Here is a 21,902-nt window from a genome sequence, read left to right as displayed (position 1 = left end):
CGGACCCGCCCGGCCGGGCGGGTCCGGACGGCGGCGGTCAGCCGGCCGTGCGGCCCGCGTCACGACGAGCCGCGTGGCCCGTGAGCAGCCGCTCCCGGGCCTGGTCGTCCTCGGCGGCCCGCACCGCCGTCCAGGCCAGTGCGACGGATGCCTGGAGCAGCGCCCGGTCGGCGGCCGGGCTCACGCAGGCCCGGGCGAACTCCGGCTGGTGGTTGACCGCGCCGCCGCTGTCGATGCCGATGCTGGGGTGCACGCTGGGCAGGACCCGGCTGACGTTGCCCATGTCGGTGCTGCCGGTGGGCATCGCGCGCTCCTCCTCCGGGGACACCAGGGGGCGGCCCAGTTCGGTCGCCGCCGCCCGGTAGGCCGCCACCAGGAACGGGTCGTGCGCCAGTTCGGCGTACGCGGGTGTCGAGCGGACCTCGTGGGTGCAGCCGGTGGCGACGGCGCCGCCCTCGAAGCAGGCTCTGACGCGTGCTTCCAGGCGCCCCAGGGACTCCATGTCGGCGGCCCGCAGGTTGTACAGCGCGCTGGTGTGCGCGGGGACCACGTTGGGCACCTCGCCGCCCCTGGTCACGATGCCGTGCACCTGCTGCCGCGGCTCGAAGTGCTGGCGGCCCACGCCGACGGCGACCTCCGCCACGGTCAGGGCGTCGGCGGCGTTGACGCCCAGGTGCGGGGCGAGTGCGGAGTGCGACTCGCGTCCGGTGTAACGGACTTCGAGCTCGACCAGGGCGAGGGGGCGGGGAGCGCAGTTGTCCTCGGGGGCCGGGTGGACGAGCATCGCCATCGACACCTCGTCGAAGACACCGGCCTCCAGCATGGCGATCTTGCCGCCGCCCTCCTCCTCGGCCGGGGTGCCCAGCACCATGACGGTGATGCCGAGGTCGTCGGCCACGTCCCTCAGCGCCAGGGCCGCGCCCACCGACGAGGCGGCGATGATGTTGTGGCCGCAGGCGTGGCCGAGGCCCGGCAGCGCGTCGTACTCCGCGCACAGCCCGACCGTGAGCGGGCCGCTGCCGTAGCGGGCGGTGAACGCGGTGTCCAGGCCGCCGGCGCCGGGCACCACCTCGAACCCCTCGTCCCGCAGCAGGCCGCTCACCTTGGCGGCGCTGCGGTGCTCCTTGAACGCGGTCTCCGGCTCGGCGTGAATACTCCTCGACAGCGCAATCAGTTCGTGTTCGGCGCGTTCGACGCTTTCGCGACAACCACGCATGATCCGAGACGAGATTCGCATCTTCTCTTTCCCCTCCGAATGGCCTGGATCGCCGCCGGCCGGATGGCCGGACAATTCCCTGGCCTTTTCCTTCCTACCGGAGTCTCCGACGAAAAGCGAGACCAGTCTGGAGAATTGACATGACGTCACTGAAAACGTCACTGAAAACGTCACCGGCAACGTCACTGACAGCGTCACTGACATGGAACGTGCGGGCGGGCGACGGGGAGCTATCGGTCGAGATGATGCCCTGGTCGCTGCTGCGCGCGACCGGCTTCCCCGCCGGGCTCCTGGACGGGCTCGCGTCCGAGGAACTGCTCGGCACCGCCGCCGGGGTGCTCGCGGCGGAGCAGGCGGTCGCCGCCGAGCGTGCGCACTTCCTGGACCTGCTGTGGCCGGGGCTGCGCAAGGCCGTACGGACGGTCGAACCGCGCCAGCGGTCGCTGCGCGCCCTCCAGAGCTGCCGCCGGCTGGTGGACGGGGGCGCGCCCCTGGACGAGCGGTGCGCAGCGGTCCTCGCGGCGACCGGCGCGCCGGACTGGGCGCCCCGCTGGAACGCCCTGGTCGCCGCGCTCGACGAGCGGCTGGCGGCGGCCGGGACCGAGCTGGCGGCGGCCCTGCTGCGGGCCCGGCTGCACACCGCACGGGCCGCCGGCCGCGACGACTTCGGGCACGCCGTGTTCGTGTCGAACCCCTCGTTCCACCACACGGCCCTGGAGACCCCGCCGCTGACGCACCCGGGCTGGGCGCAGGCGCGGGACGAGGGCGGCGCCCTGCCGCAGACCCTGCGCCGCCGGGTCGACACCCTGCACCGCTATCTGCGCCGGTTCGCCACCAAGTGCGAGACCGTCTCGTTCTTCGGCCCGGTGCTGTTCGGCCGTCTGGTGCCGGGGCAGGAGGAGACCCTGCTGGTCGGCGCGCCCGGCCGCGAGAAGGTCGTGGTGGAGGCGAGTGCCTGGCTGGTGGAGGAGCTGCGGCAGCAGGCCGCCCGCGAGGTGCCGCTGACGCGGCAGCGCGTGTGGCCCAGCCCGCTGTTCCGCCGGCCGGACTCGTCCCCGGTGCTGGAACGGGCCGTGGACGGGCGCAGGTTCAGGGTCGCGGCGCCCGCGCTGGCCCTGTGGAGTGCCGCCGCCGCGGCGCCGGGGAGCCGGCTCGACTCGCTCGTCGGCGCCGCCGGCCCCGTGCCGGCCCCGCATCGGGCGGGGGCGGACGACGCGTACGCCGCCGGGCTGGTGAAGGCACTCGGACCGGCGCTGGTCGTCTCCCCCTGGCGGCTGCCGGCGACCGAGCTGCACGCGCTGACCAGGCTGGCGGCCGAGCACCCCGCGGACACGGTGGTGGACCTGGCGGAGGTCCGCGACACGTACGCGCAGGCGCCCTGGCCCGAGCGGGCGGCGCACCTCCTCGCCGTGCGGGCGGCCCGCGCGGCGGACGGCGGGCGGGTCTCGCAGGACAGCGGACGGCACTACGCCGACCGCGAGCTGTTCCACGAGGACAGGTCGAGTCCGCTGAGCGAGCGGGTCGGCTTCGGGGCGCCGGTCGTGGAGCGCATCCGGGAGGTCACCGAGGCGGTGTTCCCGCTGGTGTTCCTCGCGGCGCTGCTGGCCAGGGAGGACGCCCGCGACGCCCTGCGCGCCGAGCTGGCGGGCGCCCCGGCGCCGCTCGCCGCACTGGCCGCACGGGAGATACCCGCTCGTTCACCGCGCCGGGACCGGCTGGACGCGGTGCTGCGCCGGCTGGTCGGGCGGGCCGTGGAGGCCGCGGGAACGACCGACGGCCGCCCCCCGGTCGTGGAGCTGAGCCGTAGCGAACTGGCCGAGGCGCTGGCGCCGCTGTGGGACACCGTGACGTACGGCCCCGACGACGCGTGCCTGCCGAGCCCCGACCTGATGGTGGCGGGCCCCGACCCGGCCACCGCCGACTGGGTGCTCTCGGAGCTGCACGACGACTGCAGCTCGATCTTCGGGGGGCTGGAGCGTCCGCTGCACAGCGACCCGGACGGGCTGTGGGCCGGCTTCACCGAGCGGGTGGCGCGAGCCGTGCCGTCCGGGACCGCCGCGACCATCGTCTCGCGCCGGCGCAGCGCCCACGTGACCCCCGAACTCCCCGGTGCCGCCATCGAACTGAGCGGCCTCTCGGGCAAGGACCGGGCCGACGTGGTGCCGATCGCGGATGCCGTCGTGTCCGCTTCGGCCGACGCGGTGGTGGTGGACGGCCGGCGGCGGCTGCTCTACCCCGGTGACCTGTCGTCGACGCTGCACCGCGCGGTGTCCCGGCCCGCGCTGGTCCCGGTGCCGGTCGACCTCGGGGCGTACACCCCCAGGATCGTGGTGGACGGTGTCGTGGTCCAGCGGGCCCGCTGGCGGCTGAGCATTCCGGAAAGGGCTCCGGAGAAGACCGCGGACACCGTCACCCAGTGGTTGTCCGTGCAGCGACTCCGGGCCGCCCGGGGAATTCCGCGCCACGTCTACGTGAAGCATCCGGCCGAGCCCAAGCCGCTGTACGTCGATTTCGCCGATCCGCTGTCGGTGATCGATATCGCGCGACTTCCCGGAGGGGAAGTCGTCGTGTCCGAGATGCTGCCCACCCCGGATCAGTTGTGGTGGCGCGTGGCGGACGAAACGCATTGTGCCGAATTCCGTCTCGGCTGCATCGTGCGGCCGGTGACGTCCGACAATCCGCTGACCCCGGAACAACAGGAAGAGAGCGCGTCATGACCGAGGACCTCCGCATCACCTCACTGGTGAGGGACGCTTACGACAAGGCCGCCGAGCAGTACGAGTCCGCCGGTCAGATGATCTTCCACCCGCTGGGGAAGATGATCGCCGACACCCTGGAGCTCTCGCCGGGCGAGCGGGTGCTCGACATCGGCTGCGGGCGCGGCGCCTGCCTGTTCCCGATCGCCCACGCGGTGGGGCCGGAGGGCTTCGTGCTCGGCATCGACCAGGCCCAGGGCATGGTCGACGCCTGCACGGCCGACATCACGGCCCGCGGGGTGTCCGGCTGGGCCCGCGCGGAGCTGGGCAACGCCCAGGACTTCGCCTTCGCCGAGCCGTTCGACGCGGCGAGCGCCGGGATGGTCCTGTTCCTGCTGCCGGAGGCGGAGAAGGCCCTGTCCTGCGCCGTCGCGGCGCTGCGCCCCGGGGGCAGGTTCGCCGCGACCACCTTCCCCACCGAGAACGGCAGGCTGGCCGCCGGCTGGGAGTCCGCCGAGATCCTCGCCGGAGTGCTCGCCAAGCACCTCCCCGAGGGTGTGGACGACCCGTGGCAGGTGGTCCTGGGCCTCGGCGGCCCGCTGGCCGGTGAGGAGTCCACGGCTGCCGCCTTCCTCACCGCCGGCTTCAGCGATGTGCGGATCCGCCACGTCCCGGCGGACTCCCGCTTCGAGACCATCGACGACTACCTGGCGTGGACCAAGACCGTGACCACCCGCGTGCAGTGGGACCTGGTGCCCGCGGAGCGGGTGGCCGAAGCGACCGACGAGGCGCGCGAGGCGCTGCGGGTGCTCGCGGGGCCGGACGGCTCCCTGGAGTTCTCCTGCCCGACCAGGACCGTGCTGGCCGTTCGCTGACGGCACGACCGCAACCGTCTACCAAGCGCTGAACACAGAGCCGAGAGGTGCGATGACATGGCTCCTGACACGACCCCTTCGCTGATCCGTCCGCTGTCCGAACTGCTCGGCGGACACGCCGCCCGGATCGGGGACAAGGTGGCCTTCACCGACGCCCGGCGGGGCGTCGGCTACCGGGAACTGGATCTGCGGACCTCTCGGCTCGCCGGCCGGCTTGCCGCGCTGGGACTGGAGAAGGACGGCCGCGCCGCCGTCCTCATGGGCAACAGCGTGGAGATGGTGGAGAGCTGCCTCGCCGTCATCCGGGCGGGCGGCATCACCGTGCCGCTGAATCCGCAGGCGTCCGAGGCCGAACTGGTCCACTTCCTGCGGGACTCCGGGGCGTCGGTGGTGCTGTGCGACCCGGCACGGCTCGACGTGCTGCTGCGCGCGGTGGCCGCGTCCGGCCTGCCCCGGCCCTCGATCGTGCTCACCGGCGACTCCCCCGGCGCCACCGCGCACGACACCGCGGACACCGCGGACACCGCCGGGTACGACATCACCGCGTACGAGACGCTCGCGGCCACCCCGTACGACGGGCCGGCGCCCGAGGAGAACCCGCTCGACGCTCCGGCCTGGATGCTCTACACCTCGGGCACCACCGGCCGTCCCAAGGGGGTGCTCTACTCCCTGCGCAGCTCGCTGTGGCTGGTGGAGGCCTGCCACGTGGGTGTGCTCGGGATGACGCAGGACGACCGGCTGCTGTGGCCGATGCCGCTGTTCCACGGCCTGGGCCAGAACCTGTGCGTCATGGCGGTCGTGGCCGTGGGCGCCGGCGCCCGGCTGATGAGCGGCTTCGCCCCTTCCGAGGTGCTGGACGCCCTGCGCGACGACGGGGTGACCTTCCTCGCCGGGGTGCCGACGACGTACCACTACCTGCTGGACCGCGCCCGCCAGGAGCACACCCGGCTGCCTTCGCTGCGGCTGGGGTTCGTCGCCGGTTCGGCCGGCGGCGCCTCCCTCGGCAGCCGTTTCGAGGAGGCGTTCGGGGTCCCGCTGGTGGACCAGTACGGATCGACCGAGACCGGCGCGATCACCTCGAACCGGCCGACGGGCGACCGGGTCGCCGGGGCGGCCGGGCCGCCCGTTCCGGGGGTGGACATCCGCCTGGTGGACGGCGGTTCCGGTGCCGAGGTGCCCGACGGCGAGCAGGGCGAGGTCTGGGTCAGCGGCCCCAACCTGATGCTGGGCTACCACGGGCAGCCCGGCGCCACGGCGGAGGTGCTGCGGGACGGCTGGTACCGCACGGGCGATCTGGCCCGCCGGGACGCCCTCGGGCAGGTGACCCTGACCGGCCGTCTCAAGGAGCTGATCATCCGGGGCGGCGAGAACATCCACCCCGTGGAGATCGAGGACGTGGTGCGCGCGGCGCCGGGCGTGGCCGACGCGGCGGTGGGCGGGGAGCCCCACGAGGTGCTCGGCGAGGTGCCCGTCGCGTACGTGGTGCCCGGTCCCGAAGGCGTCGACGTCCAGGCGCTGTTCGAGCACTGCCGGACGCGGCTGTCCTTCTTCAAGGTGCCGGAGAAGGTGTACGCCGTCGAGCGCGTTCCGCGCACCGCGTCCGGGAAGGTCACCCGGCATCTGCTGGCGGACGCGGATGCCCGGTTGCTCGGTACGGCGTCCACCGGCGGGCCCGGGGAGCACGGGGAGCGCGGGGCCGAGCCCGACCGGGGCGAGTGGGCGAGCCGTCTCGCGGCGCTCACGGCGGCCGAGCGGGCCCGGACGGTGCTGGACCTGGTCCGCGCCGAGGTGGCGCGCGCGCTCGGCGTCGAAGCCGAACGGGTCACGCCCACAAGGCCGTTCGTGGACCTCGGCCTCGGCTCCCTCGCCGTCGTGGCGGTCGGGCGGCAGCTGTGCGCGCTGGTCGGGCTGCGGCTCCCGGCGACCGCCGTGTTCGACCACCCGACGCCCGCCGCCTTCGCGGACCGGCTGGTCTCCGAGCTGACGGAGCCGTCGGAGCCGACAGAACCGTCGGAGCTGACGGAGCCGCCGGAGCCGACGGGCACCCGCACGGCCGCCGAAGCGTTCCCGGCCGAGCGTACGACCCCTGCGGGGCCCGACCCGGACGGCGCCGAGCCGATCGCCATCATCGGCATGGCCTGTCGCTTCCCCGGCGGGGTGGAGTCGCCCGAGCAGCTGTGGGACCTCGTCGCCGCAGGCCGGGACGCCACCTCGGACTTCCCCGCCGACCGGGGCTGGGCGCTGGACACGCTGTTCGACCCCGACCCCGACCACCACGGCACCAGCTACGTCTCGCGCGGCGGCTTCCTGACCGACCCGTCCGCGTTCGACGCCGGATTCTTCGGCATAGCCCCGCGCGAGGCGACCGCGATGGACCCGCAGCAGCGGCTGATGCTGGAGGTCGCGTGGGAGGTCTTCGAACGGGCGGGCCTCGACCCGACCGGCCTGGCCGGCTCGGAGACCGGCGTCTTCGTCGGCACCAAGGGACAGACGTACAGCACTCTCGCCGCGCCCGGATCCGAGTACGAGGGCCATCTCGGCTTCGCCACCTCGGGCAGCGTGATGTCCGGCCGGGTGGCCTACACCCTCGGTCTGCACGGCCCCGCCGTCACCGTCGACACGGCCTGCTCCGCGTCCCTGGTGGCCCTCCACCTGGCCTGCGAATCCCTGCGCTCCGGTGAGTCGCGGCTCGCGCTCGCGGGCGGGGTCACGGTGATGTCCACCCCGGACGACATGATCACCTTCAGCAGGCACCGGGGCCTCGCCCCGGACGGCCGGGTGAAGGCCTTCGCCGGCGCGGCGGACGGCACCGCCTTCGGCGAGGGCGCGGGGGTGCTGCTGCTCGAACGGCTCTCGGACGCGCAGCGGGCGGGCCACCGGGTGCTCGCCGTGATCCGGGGCAGCGCCGTGAACCAGGACGGCGCGTCCAACGGGCTCACCGCGCCCAACGGCCGGGCGCAGCAGCGGGTGATCCGCCGGGCGCTCGCCAACGCCCGGGTGGCCGCGCACGAGGTCGACCTGGTCGAGGCCCACGGCACGGGGACCATGCTCGGCGACCCGATCGAGGCCGAGGCGATCCTCGCCGCGTACGGGCGCGGCCGGGACCCTCAACGGCCGCTGTGGATCGGCTCGGTGAAGTCCAACATCGCCCACACCCAGGCCGCCGCGGGCATGGCCGGTGTCATCAAGCTGGTGGAGGCGATGCGGCACGCCGTACTCCCGGCGACCCTGCACGTGGACCGGCCGTCACCGCACGTCGACTGGTCGTCGGGGAACGTACGGCTGCTCGACGAGGCGCGGCCGTGGACGGCGGCCGACGGACGGCCCCGGCGCGCCGGGGTGTCCTCCTTCGCCATCAGCGGCACCAACGCCCATGTCGTCCTGGAGGAGGCCCCGCGCTCCCCCTCGGCCGAGGAGACCCCGGCCCCGGTCCGGGCGCTCACCGCCGTACCGTGGCTGCTGTCCGCGAAGTCCCCGGCCGCGCTGCGCGACCAGGCCCGCCGGCTGGAGTCGTTCCTGCGCGCGGCGCCCGAGCGGGATGCCGTGGACGTGGGGCGCACCCTGGCACTGTCCCGGGCCGGGCTCGAACACCGGGCCGCCGTCGTCGCGGACCTCGGTCGCGGCGCGGACGGGGCGGGCAGCGCGGAGGGCCTGCTGCGCGCCCTCGGCGCGCTCGCGGAGGGCGAGCCCGCGGCCGGGCTGACCACGGATCACGCCGGTGCCGCCCGGACCACGGCGTTCCTCTTCACGGGCCAGGGCTCCCAGTGGGCCGGCATGGCCCGTGAACTGTACGAGGCGTTCCCGGTGTTCGCCGAAGCACTGGACACGGTGTGCGACCATCTGGCACCGCAGGTAAGGCAGTTGCTCCTCACCGCCGGCGACGCGGCGGACGGCGGACGCATCCATCGCACCGGTATCGCCCAACCCGCCCTGTTCGCACTGGAGGTCGCGCAGTTCGCGCTGCTGCGGTCCTGGGGGGTGCGTCCCGACGCGCTCGTCGGCCACTCCCTCGGCGAGCTGGCCGCCGCGCACGTCGCCGGGGTGTTCTCGCCGGCGGACGCGGCCAGGCTGGTCACCGCCCGGGGCGAGCTGATGCAGGCGCTGCCCGAAGGCGGTGCCATGATCGCGCTGGAGGCCACGGAGGACGAGGTCCTGCCGCTGCTCGCCGGCCGGGAGTCCCGGCTGGGGATCGCCGCCGTGAACGCGCCCCGGTCCGTCGTGGTGTCGGGCGACGAGGACGCCGTGGCGGAGGTCGCCCGGGCGGTGTCCGAACGGGGCGGCAGGACCAAGCGTCTGACGGTGAGTCACGCTTTCCATTCGCCCCGGATGGACGCGGTGCTGGAGGAGTTCGAGGCCGTGGCCCGGACCGTCACCTACCGTGCGCCGGACGTGCCGATCGTCTCCACGGTCACCGGCGCCCTCGCCGGTGCGGAACTGCTGACACCCGCGTACTGGACCGGGCAGCTGCGCTCGGCCGTCCGGTTCGCCGCCGCGGTGGGGACCCTGCGGGAGCGGGGCACCGACACCTTCGTCGAACTGGGCCCGGACGCGTCCCTGACGGCCCTGGTGCGTCAGATCGCCGACGACGCCGACAGGGGTGACAGGGGTGACGGGGGTGGCCGCACGGGCGGCCACCGTGCGCTGCCGGTTTCCCGGCGTGACCGGCCCGGTGCCGCGACCGCCGTCGGTGTCGCCGCCGCGCTCCACACCGCCGGCGTCCCGGTCGACTGGGCGGCGTTCTTCGACGGCACCGCCGCCCGCCACGTCACGCTGCCGACCTACGCCTTCCAGCGCAAGCGTTACTGGCTGCCCGCACTCGCCGCCCCCGCCGCGTCACCGGTACCGACCGTGGCCGTGGAGTCGGCGGCCGCGGATACGGCCGGGGAGGCGGCCGGGGAGACCGCCGGGGAGACCGCCGAGAAGACGACCCCGTCCGGGCGGGTGCTCAAGCCGGGTGAGCGCCCGGAGGTCGCCGCCCGTCTGGCCGGCGTGCTCGCCGGACTGGACGAGGAGAAGCAGCTGCTCCACATGGTGGACCGGATCGCCACCCGGATCGCGGCGGTGCTCGGCCATGACAGCGCGGACGCCATCGACCCCGACGTGCCGTTCCTCGAACTCGGCGTCGACTCCCTCATGGCCGTGGAGATGCGCAACCAGTTCAGCGACTTCTGCGGGGTGAGCCTGCGCCCGACGCTCGTCTTCGAGCACCCGACCCCGGCGGTGCTCGCCGACCACCTGCTCGCGAAGGTGCTGGCCGCGGTGTCCGCCACGCCGGGCGTCGACGAGGACGCGGTGGACTTCGCCGCCGAGGTCGTCCTGGCGGCGGACGTCTCCCCCGCCGACGAGGTGATCCGGGTCGCGGACGACCCGCGGGAGGTGCTCCTCACCGGTGCGACCGGGTTCCTGGGCGCGTACCTGCTGCGCGACCTGCTGCGGAGGACCCGTGCGACCGTGCACTGTCTGGTCCGCGGGGCCGACGAGGCGGACGCGTGGGCGCGGCTGCGCAAGAACCTGGAGTGGTACGAGTTCTGGGACGGCATCGACCCGGACCGGTTGTCCGTGGTCGTCGGCGATCTCGCCCGGCCGCTGCTGGGGCTGGCCCCCGAACGCTTCGACGCCCTCGCCCGCAGCGTGGACAGCGTCTACCACGCCGCCGCGACCGTCAACGGCCTCTACCCGTACTCGGCGTTGAAGGACGCGAACGTCACGGGCACCGCGGAGATCCTGCGCCTGGCCGCACGGCACCGCACCGTGCCCGTCCACCACGTCTCGTCCACCGGCGTGTTCGCCGCGGAGGCGGTCCCCGGGCAGGCCCTCCAGGTGACCGATCCGCCGGGCCCCGCCGAGGCGCTGTCGTCCGGCTACCGGCAGACGAAACTGGTGGCGGAGCAGATCATCGAACTCGCCAGGGGGCGGGGCCTGCCGGTCTCGGTCTACCGGGTGGACGAGATCTCCGGCGACTCGGAGCGCGGCTTCTGCCAGACCCACGACTTCGTCTGGCTGAGCATGAAGGGCATCGTGCAGGCCGCTGCCGTACCGCAGGATCCCGCCGGCATCTTCCACCTGGTGCCGGTCGACCACGTCAGCGCGGCGATCCTGCGGCTGTCCCGCGACGACCGGGCGGCGGGCCGCAACCACCACCTCGCCAACGGGACGCACCTCCCGTTCTCCGCGATGACGGAATCCCTCCGCTCCCTCGGCTACCACCTGGACGAACTCCGCTGGGACGCCTGGGTGCGGCGCATCCGCGCCGACCGCGACAACGCGATGGTCCCGATGATCGACGCCTTCGAATCGACCATCTACAGCGGACGCAACCACTACCTGTCCGTCGACACCTCGCAGACCCGGGAGCTGCTGGCCGGTACGGGCGTCGACTGCCCGCCGATGACGCGTGAACTCTTCGAGAAGTACGTCGGGTTCTTCGTCCGCGTCGGCTACTTCCCCGAACCGGGCGTCGGCCGCTTCCCCGAACCGGGCGCCGGCGACCTTCCCGGCGGCGACGCCGTGGACGGCGGTGCACAGGCCTTCCGGGTCCGGAAGGCGGCGCGGGAGGACCTTCCGGCGATGGCAGGCATCTGCTTCGAGGCCTTCAACGCCCTGAACGCCTCGCTCGGTCTCGCTCCGGAGTGGTCGTCGGTGGACGAGGTGACGGAGATGTTCCGGGACCGGCTCGCGGCCCCGGGCTGCCTCGCCTACGTGGCGGTCGACGGCGCGGGCTCCGTGACGGGCTCCAACTTCCTGGTCCTGGGCGAGTCCGTCGCCGCCTTCGGCCCGCTCAGCGTCGCGCCCGGCGCGCAGGGCGGCGGTGTGGGCCGGCTGCTGATGGACGAGGTGATCGGCGCGGCCGCCCGGCACGACCGGGACTCGGTCCGGGCCGTCCAGGTGACCAACAACCTGGGCGCGTACCGGCTCTACTCCTCGCTCGGCTTCGTCCCGTACGAGCAGCTGTCCCTGGTCGCCGGGTACGCACCGCCCACCCCGGCGAACATGGCGGGCTTCACGGTGCGCGCGATGACCGAGGACGACGTGCCCGCGTGCCAGGAGCTGTACCGCTCGGTCAACGGCCATGCGCGGGACGGAGAGATCCACATGGCGGCCAAGCGGGCCTTCGGCTGGTCGCAGCCGTACGTGGTCGTGGACCGGTCGAGCGGCGCGCTCGCCGGCTACACCACGGGCCTGTCCGACCTGGGCCATCTGACCGCGGCCTCGGAGGCCGCGGCACGGGCGCTGTACACGGGCGCCGGCGAGCTGATGCGCCGGGCCGTCCCCGACGGCGCGCCGCCCCGGCTGCGGATCCCGGGCCGGCTGCTGCCCGAGACCCTGAGCTGGGCGTTCCGCACCCGGGGCATCGCCCTGGAGCGGCTGGAGACGCTGGTGGTGCGCGGCTCGTACACGGCGCCGCAGCAGGGGGTGTACTGCCCGGGGCTGTCCTACTGAGGCACCGTCCCTACCGAGGCACCGCCGTACAACGCCGCGCACCGCCGCGCACCGTCGTACAGGGAGCACGCGAGGGCGCTCACCCCGTAGCCGTCGAGGGCAGGGTGAGCGCCTTCGTGCGTCCGGAGGCCGCCGTTCGGTCGCCGTTGTTCGGTCGCCGTTGTTCGGTCGCCGTTGTTCGGTCGCGCGTCCGGAGGCCGCCGTTCGTCAGACCGGAGTGACCGGCACGTCCTCGCGCACGGAACGCTCGCCCCTCGGTACGGCCAGCAGGGTGATCAGCACGCCGAGCAGGGCGAAGCCCGCCCCGACGGCGAACGCGAGCCGGAAGCCCTCCGTCATCGCGTCGGCCGTGGCCGGGCCACCGGCCTGCTTGCCCTCAAGGAGCTCCCTGATACGGGTGTTGGCCACCGAGGAGAGCACGGCGAGGCCGAGCGCGCCGCCGATCTGCTGGGTGGTGTTGATGAGGCCGGAGGCGAGACCCGACTCCTGCGGTGTCACACCGGAGACGGCGACGATGGTCACGGGCACGAACGAGAACCCGAGTCCGAGTGCCGCGACCACCGAGGGCAGGAGCACGTCCCCGGCGAACGTGCCGTCGGCGGGGATGCGGGTGAACAGCAGGAGCCCCACCGCGGTGAGCGCCAGACCGCAGGCGAGGACGGGCCTGGGCCCGACCTTGGTCACCAGCTGCGAGGCCGCACCGGCGGCGACGATGCTCGCCACCGAGAAGGGCAGATAGGACAGTCCGGCCTCCAGCGCGGAGAAGCCGAGCACCTGCTGGAGGTAGAGGGAGATGAAGAAGAACATCGACAGCAGCGCGGCGCCCACCAGCAGGGACACCGCGTTGGCGCTGGAGAGGTTGCGGTTGCGGAAGATCCGCAACGGCATCACCGGGTGCTTGACGAGGCGCAGTTCGACCAGGGCGAAGACCAGCAGCAGGACGGCCGCGAGGCCCAGCAGCCCGATGGTCCTGGCCGAGCCCCAGCCCGCCCGCTCGGCGTCCACGAGCGCGTAGACCAGCACGCTGAGACCGCCGGTGACCAGTGCGGCACCGGCGAAGTCGATGCCCGTGCGCTCGTGGCCGCGGCTCTCGCGGACAAACCCCGGCGTGAGGACGGCGGCCACGACGCAGATCGGCACGTTGACGAACATCACCCACTCCCAGCCCGCCCACTGGGTGAGCACACCGCCGAGCAGCACGCCGATGGCACCGCCCGCTCCGGCGAGCGCGCCCCAGATGCCGAGGGCCTTGTTGCGTTCGGCGCCTTCGGTGAAGGTCGTGGTGACGATGGACAGGGCGGCCGGCGCGATGATCGCGGCGCCGAGGCCCTGCCCCACCCGCGCGGCGATCAGCAGGCCCGCGGTCGGTGCGAGACCGCCGAGCAGCGACGTGGCGGCGAACAGGCCGAGTCCGGTCATGAACACCCGCCGCCGTCCGAGCAGATCGGCGGTCCGGCCTCCGAGCAGCAGGAAGCCGCCGAAGGCGAGTGCGTAGGCGTTGACGATCCACTGGACGTCGGAGTCGGCGAAGTGCAGGTCCCGCTGGATCGAGGGCAGCGCGACGTTCACGATCGAGGCGTCGAGCACCACCGTCAACTGGGCGACGGCCAGGACGACGAGCGCCTTCCAGCGGAGAGGATCCGGGGAGGAGGTCGAGGTCGAGGTCGATAAGGAGGAAGTGGGAGGCACGGCCATGGGAGGGATACGCTCCTGTGGGTTAAAGTGGTAACCGGAATCGGACTCACGGTTCCGGATGGCGACGATACGGAGGCGCGGTTCCCCTTGTCAAACACCCCTTCCCCTCCCCCTTCCCGTTCCAGCACACCCACCGGCGGCAAGCTGCGCTCCGACGCCGCCCGCAACCGGCTCAAGGTGCTCGACGCCGCCCGAGCCGCCTTCTCCGAGTCCGGGCGGGACGCGCAGATGGGCGACATCGCCCGCCGGGCCGGGGTGGGCGTCGGGACGGTGTACCGCCACTTCCCGACCAAGGAATCGCTGGCGGAAGCGATCGTGGAGCACCGGTTCCAGCAGACCCTGGACTTCCTCAGGAACGAGGTGCTCCCCGACCCCGACCCCTGGCACGGCCTCGCCCGCTCCCTGGAGTTCTGCGGAATCATGCAGGAACAGGACCGGGGCTACGCGGAGACGGTCACCGCGATGGTCGGCGGCAGCACGTTCGACGCAGCGGCGATCGCCGAACTCAACGAACTCACCGACAAGGTGCTCAAGCGCGCCCAGGCCGAGGGTTCGGTGCGAGAGGACCTGACCGTCGCGGACGTGTCACCGCTCTACCTCGGCCTCTGCCACGTCGTGCAGGCCGGGGTCACCGACTGGCGCCGCTACCTGGGCATCATCCTCGACGGGCTGCGCCCGCGACGGTGCGCGGACTGCTCCGGCGACTGACACCGTCAGCCGCCGGGGGGGCGAATCAGGAAAGCCGGGGGGGCGAATCAGGAAAGCCGCCGCCAAACCCCCCACCTCCCCGAGCCTCTCGACAAGAACCTCCCCCGACAGTGAACCTGATGGGGAGCCGGCTGCGTGTCTACGTCTGTAGGGCGACTGCAGAGTCGCCTTACGTTCGCTCAGCCACCTGGTAACGAAAGGGAGACCCAAAGATGAAGATCCTGTTCGCCATCCGTGACGCGTCCTTCGCCAAGAAGAGCCTGAAGGCCAGCGCTTGGTACATCTGGTACTAAGCCGGCTGATCGGTACCTCCGGTACCTGAACAGCTGATCCGCCCCCGCCCCTGCCCCCCCCCTCGCGGCCTCCGCCGGGAGATCGGGCCCGGGGCGGGGGCGGAGACCGGTCCCGGCAAAGTCTCGGAGACATCACATGGCACTCTCCCCCGCCTCCGCCCGTTCGCGAACCACCGTGCTCTCCCCCCGACTTGAGGCCCTGCTCAGGGACCATCTGGGCAAGGACGCCGTCCGGCTCGAACCCGACACGATCGGGGTCGCCGGGCCCGAGCTCACCGACCGGATCCTCGCCGCCCGGCGCGCCACCGAGATCGAACGGCCCACCTTCAAACCGCTGCACGGACGTTCGATCACCCGCACCGAGGCGTCCTCGGTGACCCGGACGATCGGCAGCGACGTGCGCGAGGCACTGAAGGCCCCGCTGCCGCCGAACATCGACCTGTCCGGCCCGTGGCCGCTCACCGGACACCTCTTCCTGCGCGACCTCATCCTCGGCCGGGACCCGCGCCGGCTGCGGATCCTGATGAGCCGCAACCTCGAACTGACGCCGCTGCTCACCTGGTTGGTGATCTCGGCCGGCGCCGCACTGCCCGGCAGGCCCAAGCCCGGCGACGACCTCACCGAGCTCGGCAAGCTCACCGCGAAGGCCGCCAACTACCAGGACCGACGGTACGCGCTCGGCATGTACCGCCGAGCCGCCGCACCGGTCTGCTTCACCATCTCCACCCTGGTCGCGAACGCGCTCTGGCTCGGCGCGCCGTTCGACGACAGCACGCCGAACCGGAACATCATCTTCGAGTCGCTGCGCCTGCTGCCGCCGTCCTGGAACATCCTGCGCCGCGCCTCGCCCGAGTACCCCGCGATCGACCCGCGGATCGGCGCGGGCGACGACGTCCTCGTCCTGCCGCTGCTCTCGCACCGCGACCCGGCCCTGTGGGAGGACCCGCACGAGTTCCGCCCGGAGCGCTGGGACCACCTCGACCCGGACAGCACTCCCGGCTACCTGCCGTTCGGGCACTCCTCCGAACGCTGCTGGGGCCGGCACATGGTGATGCCGCTCGCCGAGCTGCTGCTGGACCAGATCCGTACGGCCGGCCTGGTCGTCGACCCCGAGCAGCGGACCGCCAAGGTGCCGCTGCTCGGCCTGCTCGGCGTCAGCGAGGTCCGCGTCCTGAAGCCACGCGATACACACTGATCACATGCACGCCGAACACATACGCACCGAACACAGCGCCACCGAACCGGAGCTCGCCGACGGCCAGTTCTACGCCGACCCGCACGCCGCGTACCGCCGCTGGCGCAGCGAGGGCGGCGCCCGCAAGGTCCGGTTCGGCGGCGCGGCCGGACTCGAAGGCTGGGTCGTCACCGGCCACGCCGAGTGCCGGGCCGCCCTCACCGACCCCCGGCTGAGCAAGAAGGCCGTCACCGAGGCGTTCGCCCGACACGTCGGGAACTCCGAGGGCGGCCCGGGCCGCGACCTGATGTCGCACATGCTCAACTCCGACCCCCCGGAGCACACCCGACTGCGCAAGCTGGTCCAACAGGCTTACACCGGGCGGCAGGTGGCGACCCTACGCCCGATGGTCGAGCGCCACGTCGGCGCACTGCTGGACCAGCTGGACGGCCCCGACTCGATCGAGCTGATCAGCGAGTTCGCGCTGCCGCTGCCACTCGCGGTCGTCTTCGAGCTGTTCGGCGCGCCGCAGGCCGAACGGGAGAACCTCCAAGTGCGGGGCAACGCGGTCGATGCCGCCCCGGAGGCGGACGGCGAGGCGGACGGCGGAGCGGACGGCGAAGTCTCGGTGGAGACCGCCGAAGGCATGGCGGACTACCTGCGCGCCCTGGTCGACCACAAGCGCACCCACCCGGGCGACGACCTGATCTCCGAACTCCTCGCCGCCCAGGCGGACGGCGACCGGCTGACCGAGGCCGAGATCACCTCGATGGCGTTCCTGCTCGCCATCGCCGGCCACCAGACCACCGTCAACCTGATCGCGAACGGCATCCACGCTCTGCTCGGCCACCCCGAGCAACTCGCGGCGCTGCGCGCGGATCCGGCACTGCTTCCCGGCGCGATCGAGGAAGTCCTGCGCTACGAGAGCCCGTTCAGCATCGCCTCGCTGCGCCGCACGACCGAGCCGGTGACCATCGCGGGCACCACGATCCCGGCCGGCGAGTTCGTCCAGATCGCCCTGCTCGCCGCCAACCGCGACCCGGCCGTCTTCACCGACCCCGACCGCTTCGACATCACCCGCCCGGGCGCCACCCGACACCTCGCGTTCGGCCACGGCATCCACCACTGCCTCGGCGCACAACTCGGCCGCCTCCAGGCCGAGGTAGCGTTCACCGAACTGCTGCGCCGCTTCCCCGCCCTGCGCCTGGCCGAACCGGCCGAGACCGCGCAGTGGCAGGACAACCCGAGGCACCGCGGGCTGCTCAGCCTGCGGCTACTGCTGCACTGACGCCGGCAGGCCCCCACCCGCCCAGCGCCGGTGGGGGCCGAGCACATCACCTGCTCGGTCCGGGCCCGCCCATCCGACGCACCCCGTCGAGGACCAACTCCACACACCAGAACGGTCTCCACCGCGGTAAGTGGCAACTCCCCCTGATAGCCGTGCTCCCACGCGCCGACTTCCAGGACTCACTGCGGCGGCGCTGAAGCTCTACGACCTTCCCCATGCCCGGGGCCGACTACCCCAAGGCCAGCGACACTCACCGTGGCAACCGGCGACCTGCCCCGCCCCACTTCGCTCCGCCCGGCAGCACCCGCCGCATACCTGTCCCACATGAACACCACCCGGCGGACAACCTCCTCAGCCACGCATCCCGCACAACCAGGCGAACAGACCTGGCCCCGCAAGACCATTCAGGCGCCGCCTCGTCACCATCGGCAGGCAGCGGCCCCGAATAATCTCGGCCACTGCCCCAGCGTCCAGCATCTACGACAGCAACAGGCTGCCCCTGACCTCGGACGGGTATCACTGCCGACGGTCCTCAACCTCCACGTGCGAGTACGCTTCGAGAACTCAGGCCACGACACCGACAACCACCCCTGAGGCAAGGAAAGATGGCAACAACACATCGGCCGTTCGACGGATCCTCCACCAATCGAACTGAACCAATCAGGCCCCTCGACCGCTAATCACCCCAGGTCAAAAAGCATCGGCCCCGCGCCCGCGGGGATTGCTCCCGGTTCTTCCCGGTCCGCAGTGCGTGCACGGGATCGGCCCCGCGCCCGCGGGGATCGCTCCGCCCCCGCTCGGCTTCGGCCGGGCGGGGGCGCTTCGTCGTTACGGGGTGTCGTGCGTCCACTGCCACACGCCGTCCGCGTCCGGCTCATACCAGGACCGTCCGTCGACGTACCGGCCATGCCGCCACCGTACGACCGGCATCGGACCATTCAGGTCAGGAACGTGGGGCGCGCCCGTAACCGGAGAAGCCCTGCACCAAGCCCGCTGAATAGCGGACTCGGAACGCGTAGGCTGCCGGCACACGAGTAGGAGGCATCCGATGGAGTGGATCGATCCGCGGTACACAGACCTGGTCGCGTGCTACCGGCAGCAGGACTTCGAAGCTTTCGGGCCATTGCTCGAACGTCCCGACGGCGAGCCTGTACCCCCGCGGCTCGGGTTCGTCATGGAGCCGCTTCGAGACGAGTAGCAGCAGGTCAAGGCCCTGACCGGCCCGATGGCCGGCCAGGGCTACTCGTCGCGGACCAGGCGCCAGAGTGGCACGCCGATTGCCCGCGCGATGGCGCCGAGTTGGTCGAGCGTCGCAGGTGCGAGGCCGTTCTCGATCCGCCCAATCGTGCGCCGGTCAAGTCCGGCGCGCTCCCCAAGCCGCTCCTGCATGGGGTCCGCCTGTCGCCTGAGCGAGAGAATCCGGGCCCCGACGTCTCGCCGGTCGCGGATCTGCTGTTCGTCGGGTTGGTACGGGGCAGGTACCCCTTGATGCTGACCGGATCATGATCAAAAGTCTGTACCGATATGCCGCCACTTATAGAGCATCCGTTCGACAGGATTGACCCACCGCAGCCCGAAGGGACCAACCGGGAGCACACTCTGAGCGCCACCTACGCCATACCGGCCCCGCGCCCGCGGGGATCGCTCGCTGCGTGCCGCTGGCTGAACGAACTCCCGGCCATCGGCCCCGCACCCGCGGGGATTGCTCCGCCGGCCGGGCCGTGGCCGAGGGCTCGACGACATCGGCCCCGCGCTCGCGGGGATTGCTCCGACCTGACCCGGACCCAGCTGCCCACAGTCTCGTCGGCCCAGCGCTCGCAGGGATTGTTCCGCACATTGCCATCGCCGAACTCACGCTGCTGGCAACACACTTGCGTGGACTGCTCTGCGGCAGACCCCCAACCCGCCCGGCGGACTTACCGCACAGCGCACCCAGCCAGCCCCTGACCTCGGGCAGGTACCGATGCCAGCGGTCCTCAATCATCGTCTCAATCTCCACGTGCGGGTACGCTTCGGGGAGTCAGGCCACGACACTAACAATCAGCCCTGGGGCAAGGAAAGATGGCAACAACGCATCGGCTGTTCGACGGGACTTCTACCGATCGAACTGAACCAATCAAGCCCCTCAGCCGCTAATCACCGCAGGTCAGGAAGTATCGGCCCCGCGCTCGCGGGGATTACTCCATCCCGGATGAAGCTCTGTGGGAGCGCATTCCGTCGGCCCCGCGCTCGCGGGGATTGCTCTGCGGGGCACATCGCCATCGCCGAACTCACGCTGTTGGCGCCACATTTGTGGGGACTGATCCGTGGCAGATCCCCAATCCGCCCGGCGGACTTACCCCACAGCACACCCAGCCAGCCCCTGACCTCGGACAGGTACCGATGCCAGCAGTCCTCAATCATCGTCTCAATCTCCACGCGCGGGTACGCTTCGGGGAGTCAGGCCACGACACTGACAACCAGCCCTGGGGCAAGAAGAAATGACAACAACACATCGGCTGTTCGACGGGACCTCTCTACCAATCGAACTGAATCAATCAAGCCCCTCAGTCGCTAATCACCGCAGGTCAGAAAGTATCGGCCCCGCACACGCGGGGATTGCTCCGGCATCACCGACGGCGCAGCCCCCGTCGAGAAATCGGCCCCGCACACGCGGGGATTGCTCCGACGTCGTCTCGGCGGGCATGATCGCAACCTGGTCGGCCCCGCGCGCGGGGATTGCTCCTTGGCATCCCCCGGCCGGTGATCTCGGCGGCCCAACCGGCCCCGCACCTGCGAGGGCTTCAAGAAGCCACTGTCGTGCGATCCGATCGGGGTGTTCGGCGTGACGACGCCGGACACCGCTGCGCCCCACCCCGAAGACTCGGGGTGGGGCGCAGCGGCGTGTTCAGCGCATCAGATCGTCTGCGGTGGCGGGCAGCCGTATGGACTGACCGTTCGTCACCATTCGCTGGAGAAGGGCGAACCCCTCCTGCTTCGAGACGATGAACCCGACGCACGCCACCGCCATCACGTCCTTGGTGCGCATCGTCGGGATCCCTCTGTGTCGCGCGAGGTCCAGCGACGCCTTGTCGTCGCTGATCCACGTGGCCTCTTTGAACTCCACCCGGGTGCTGATGACGTGCAGGGGTCTCGGACTCCCCGAGATGCTTGAGCGGATCCGACGGGCTGCCGAAGAACACACCCTGTCGAATCCGCTCCACGGCCTCGGGGTCGTCGACTTCGATCGGATCCCCCAGCCAGCGGGAGACGTCAGGTGGGTCCAGGGCCGGCAGAAATCGAGATGATCGCTTGGCTTCGTACGCCACTGCTTCCGTCCATCGACCCCGGCCGCTCAGTACGTTTTCCAGGATGTCGAGCCTGGAGACGGACGCGAAGTTGCACAGGACCGTGTTGTCGGGAAAGCAGATGATCATGGGCTGAACGCGAGCTCCGTTCCGGGATCGGACGGTGCCGCCTGCTGCTGCTCAGGCTCGAGCTGGGCGGGCTCCAGGAGGTCCAGGAGCACGTCCGGGTCGAGGTCCAGGAGGGCTGCCAGTGGCCGGACTGTCGTATCACCCGAAGCATAAGCCTTGATTGCCAGCTCTGTTAGTCGTCGAGGATGCCAACCACGTTGGCTGCGCTCGGTGTTGACCATGTGCTGCTCCAGGGCCCCCGCGGCGCCGGCGATCCTGGCGCCGTCGGCTGTCAACATCGCGCCCCACTGCCTGCGCTGATCGGCAGTCAGAACCCCCAACACCTTCAACCGGGTTGCCATCGCGCTCGGCGACACGCGGTACTTCCAGGCCAGCTCCGCCACCAGGTCACCGCCGGCCGTTCGGTCCCGGGCGTCGGCCAGAACAGTGGTACGCGGCATCAGGAACTCCGCGGCGAACGCGTTCGCCTGCACTTCCATCGCAGTGGTCGACCGGCCCGGTTGCACCTTCTCGACGACTGCCTCGTCATGCGCGTCGCCGGCGAGGATATGGCCGAGTTCGTGGGCAAGGGTGAACCGCTGGCGTGTCCACACATTGGTTTTGGCAACGAGGATGAGGTCGAAGCTGTCGGTCGACCAGGACAGGCCGTCCAGCTTGTCGGGAAGATCGACGCCCGCGATCTCCACGTCGAAGGCCTGCTCGAAGCTTGAGGCGAGGTTCTGGGTCGAGATGGTCCAGGGGTCGGTTCCCACTGCTTCCAGGGCGGCCTGGGCAAGCTGTGTGCCGTCGATTCCCTCTGGGCGGTTGTGGGCGCGCCTCGGCAGGTCGCTCCCGATCCGCGCCAAGGCGTCGATCACCTGCTCGTACCGGCCCAGGAGTGTGCGCACTTCGTCGGTGGTGTGCTCGCAGGCGCCCGCCTTCCGAGCGGCGGCGCCGAGCGCCGAGCGCGGCTCGACGCCGCGCAGCAGCCAGTCAACGGTTCTGCCGCCGAAATCGGCGATCAGCGCTACTGAAGTTGAATTCGTGATGTCGCTCGGATGGGTGAAGCAGTAGCGTTCGCCTGCCGTTGGAGGGTTGGTCCCGGTAGTCGTGTGCTGTGAG

12 protein-coding genes are annotated in these 21,902 nt (G+C 71.8%); 7 read left to right on the top strand and 5 right to left on the bottom strand.

Annotated elements, in window-relative coordinates; genetic code table 11:
- Positions 1-37: 37 nt before the first annotated feature.
- On the bottom strand, positions 38-1,237 hold the full coding sequence (locus ACIOGZ_RS23415) for a M20 family metallopeptidase (protein WP_400987083.1): 1,200 nt from the start codon (positions 1,235-1,237) through the stop codon (positions 38-40).
- Between the two features lie 221 nt (positions 1,238-1,458).
- Here ACIOGZ_RS23415 and ACIOGZ_RS23410 point away from each other — a divergent pair, with 221 nt between their 5' ends.
- The 3 genes from ACIOGZ_RS23410 to ACIOGZ_RS23400 are packed head-to-tail and all read left to right on the top strand — an operon-like array spanning position 1,459 to position 12,227.
- Positions 1,459-3,933, top strand: a complete 2,475-nt coding sequence (locus tag ACIOGZ_RS23410; protein WP_363631037.1) for a lantibiotic dehydratase — start codon at positions 1,459-1,461, stop codon at positions 3,931-3,933.
- On the top strand, positions 3,930-4,787 hold the full coding sequence (locus tag ACIOGZ_RS23405) for a methyltransferase domain-containing protein (protein ID WP_363588654.1): 858 nt from the start codon (positions 3,930-3,932) through the stop codon (positions 4,785-4,787). The genes ACIOGZ_RS23410 and ACIOGZ_RS23405 overlap by 4 nt, the downstream gene beginning before the upstream one ends.
- A gap of 57 nt (positions 4,788-4,844) precedes the next feature.
- Entirely contained in the window at positions 4,845-12,227 is a 7,383-nt protein-coding gene (locus ACIOGZ_RS23400; protein ID WP_400987081.1) for a thioester reductase domain-containing protein, read from the top strand.
- Positions 12,228-12,434: 207 nt separating this feature from the next.
- Here ACIOGZ_RS23400 and ACIOGZ_RS23395 read toward each other — a convergent pair whose 3' ends face one another.
- Positions 12,435-13,922, bottom strand: a complete 1,488-nt coding sequence (locus ACIOGZ_RS23395; protein ID WP_400987079.1) for an MFS transporter — start codon at positions 13,920-13,922, stop codon at positions 12,435-12,437.
- Positions 13,923-14,009: 87 nt separating this feature from the next.
- Here ACIOGZ_RS23395 and ACIOGZ_RS23390 point away from each other — a divergent pair, with 87 nt between their 5' ends.
- From ACIOGZ_RS23390 to ACIOGZ_RS23375, 4 genes are all read left to right on the top strand, one after another.
- On the top strand, positions 14,010-14,630 hold the full coding sequence (locus ACIOGZ_RS23390; RefSeq protein ID WP_400987077.1) for a TetR/AcrR family transcriptional regulator: 621 nt from the start codon (positions 14,010-14,012) through the stop codon (positions 14,628-14,630).
- A gap of 212 nt (positions 14,631-14,842) precedes the next feature.
- A complete protein-coding gene (locus ACIOGZ_RS23385; RefSeq protein WP_224285092.1) occupies positions 14,843-14,923 on the top strand; it encodes a tryptorubin family RiPP precursor in 81 nt (26 codons plus the stop codon).
- Positions 14,924-15,059: 136 nt separating this feature from the next.
- The gene (locus ACIOGZ_RS23380) at positions 15,060-16,118 is read left to right on the top strand and encodes a cytochrome P450 (protein ID WP_363588662.1); all 1,059 of its coding nucleotides are present in this window, start codon (positions 15,060-15,062) and stop codon (positions 16,116-16,118) included.
- 4 nt (positions 16,119-16,122) lie between these two features.
- The gene (locus ACIOGZ_RS23375) at positions 16,123-17,385 is read left to right on the top strand and encodes a cytochrome P450 (protein ID WP_400987075.1); all 1,263 of its coding nucleotides are present in this window, start codon (positions 16,123-16,125) and stop codon (positions 17,383-17,385) included.
- A gap of 1,239 nt (positions 17,386-18,624) precedes the next feature.
- Here the strand turns inward: ACIOGZ_RS23375 and ACIOGZ_RS23370 are convergent.
- From ACIOGZ_RS23370 to ACIOGZ_RS23360, 3 genes are all read right to left on the bottom strand, one after another.
- Positions 18,625-18,804, bottom strand: coding sequence for a helix-turn-helix domain-containing protein (locus tag ACIOGZ_RS23370; RefSeq protein WP_400987231.1), 180 nt, complete (start codon positions 18,802-18,804; stop codon positions 18,625-18,627).
- Between the two features lie 1,468 nt (positions 18,805-20,272).
- Complete coding sequence (locus tag ACIOGZ_RS23365; protein WP_400987073.1) at positions 20,273-20,491, bottom strand: hypothetical protein; 219 nt, start codon at positions 20,489-20,491, stop codon at positions 20,273-20,275.
- Positions 20,492-20,797: 306 nt separating this feature from the next.
- Positions 20,798-21,902, bottom strand: a 1,105-nt coding sequence (locus ACIOGZ_RS23360) for an ImmA/IrrE family metallo-endopeptidase (RefSeq protein ID WP_400987071.1), incomplete at its 5' end; no start/stop codon positions are given.

Source organism: Kitasatospora sp. NPDC088160, from assembly GCF_044741445.1.
Lineage (GTDB): Bacteria > Actinomycetota > Actinomycetes > Streptomycetales > Streptomycetaceae > Kitasatospora.
This window is presented reverse-complemented; position numbering and strand designations above follow the sequence as displayed.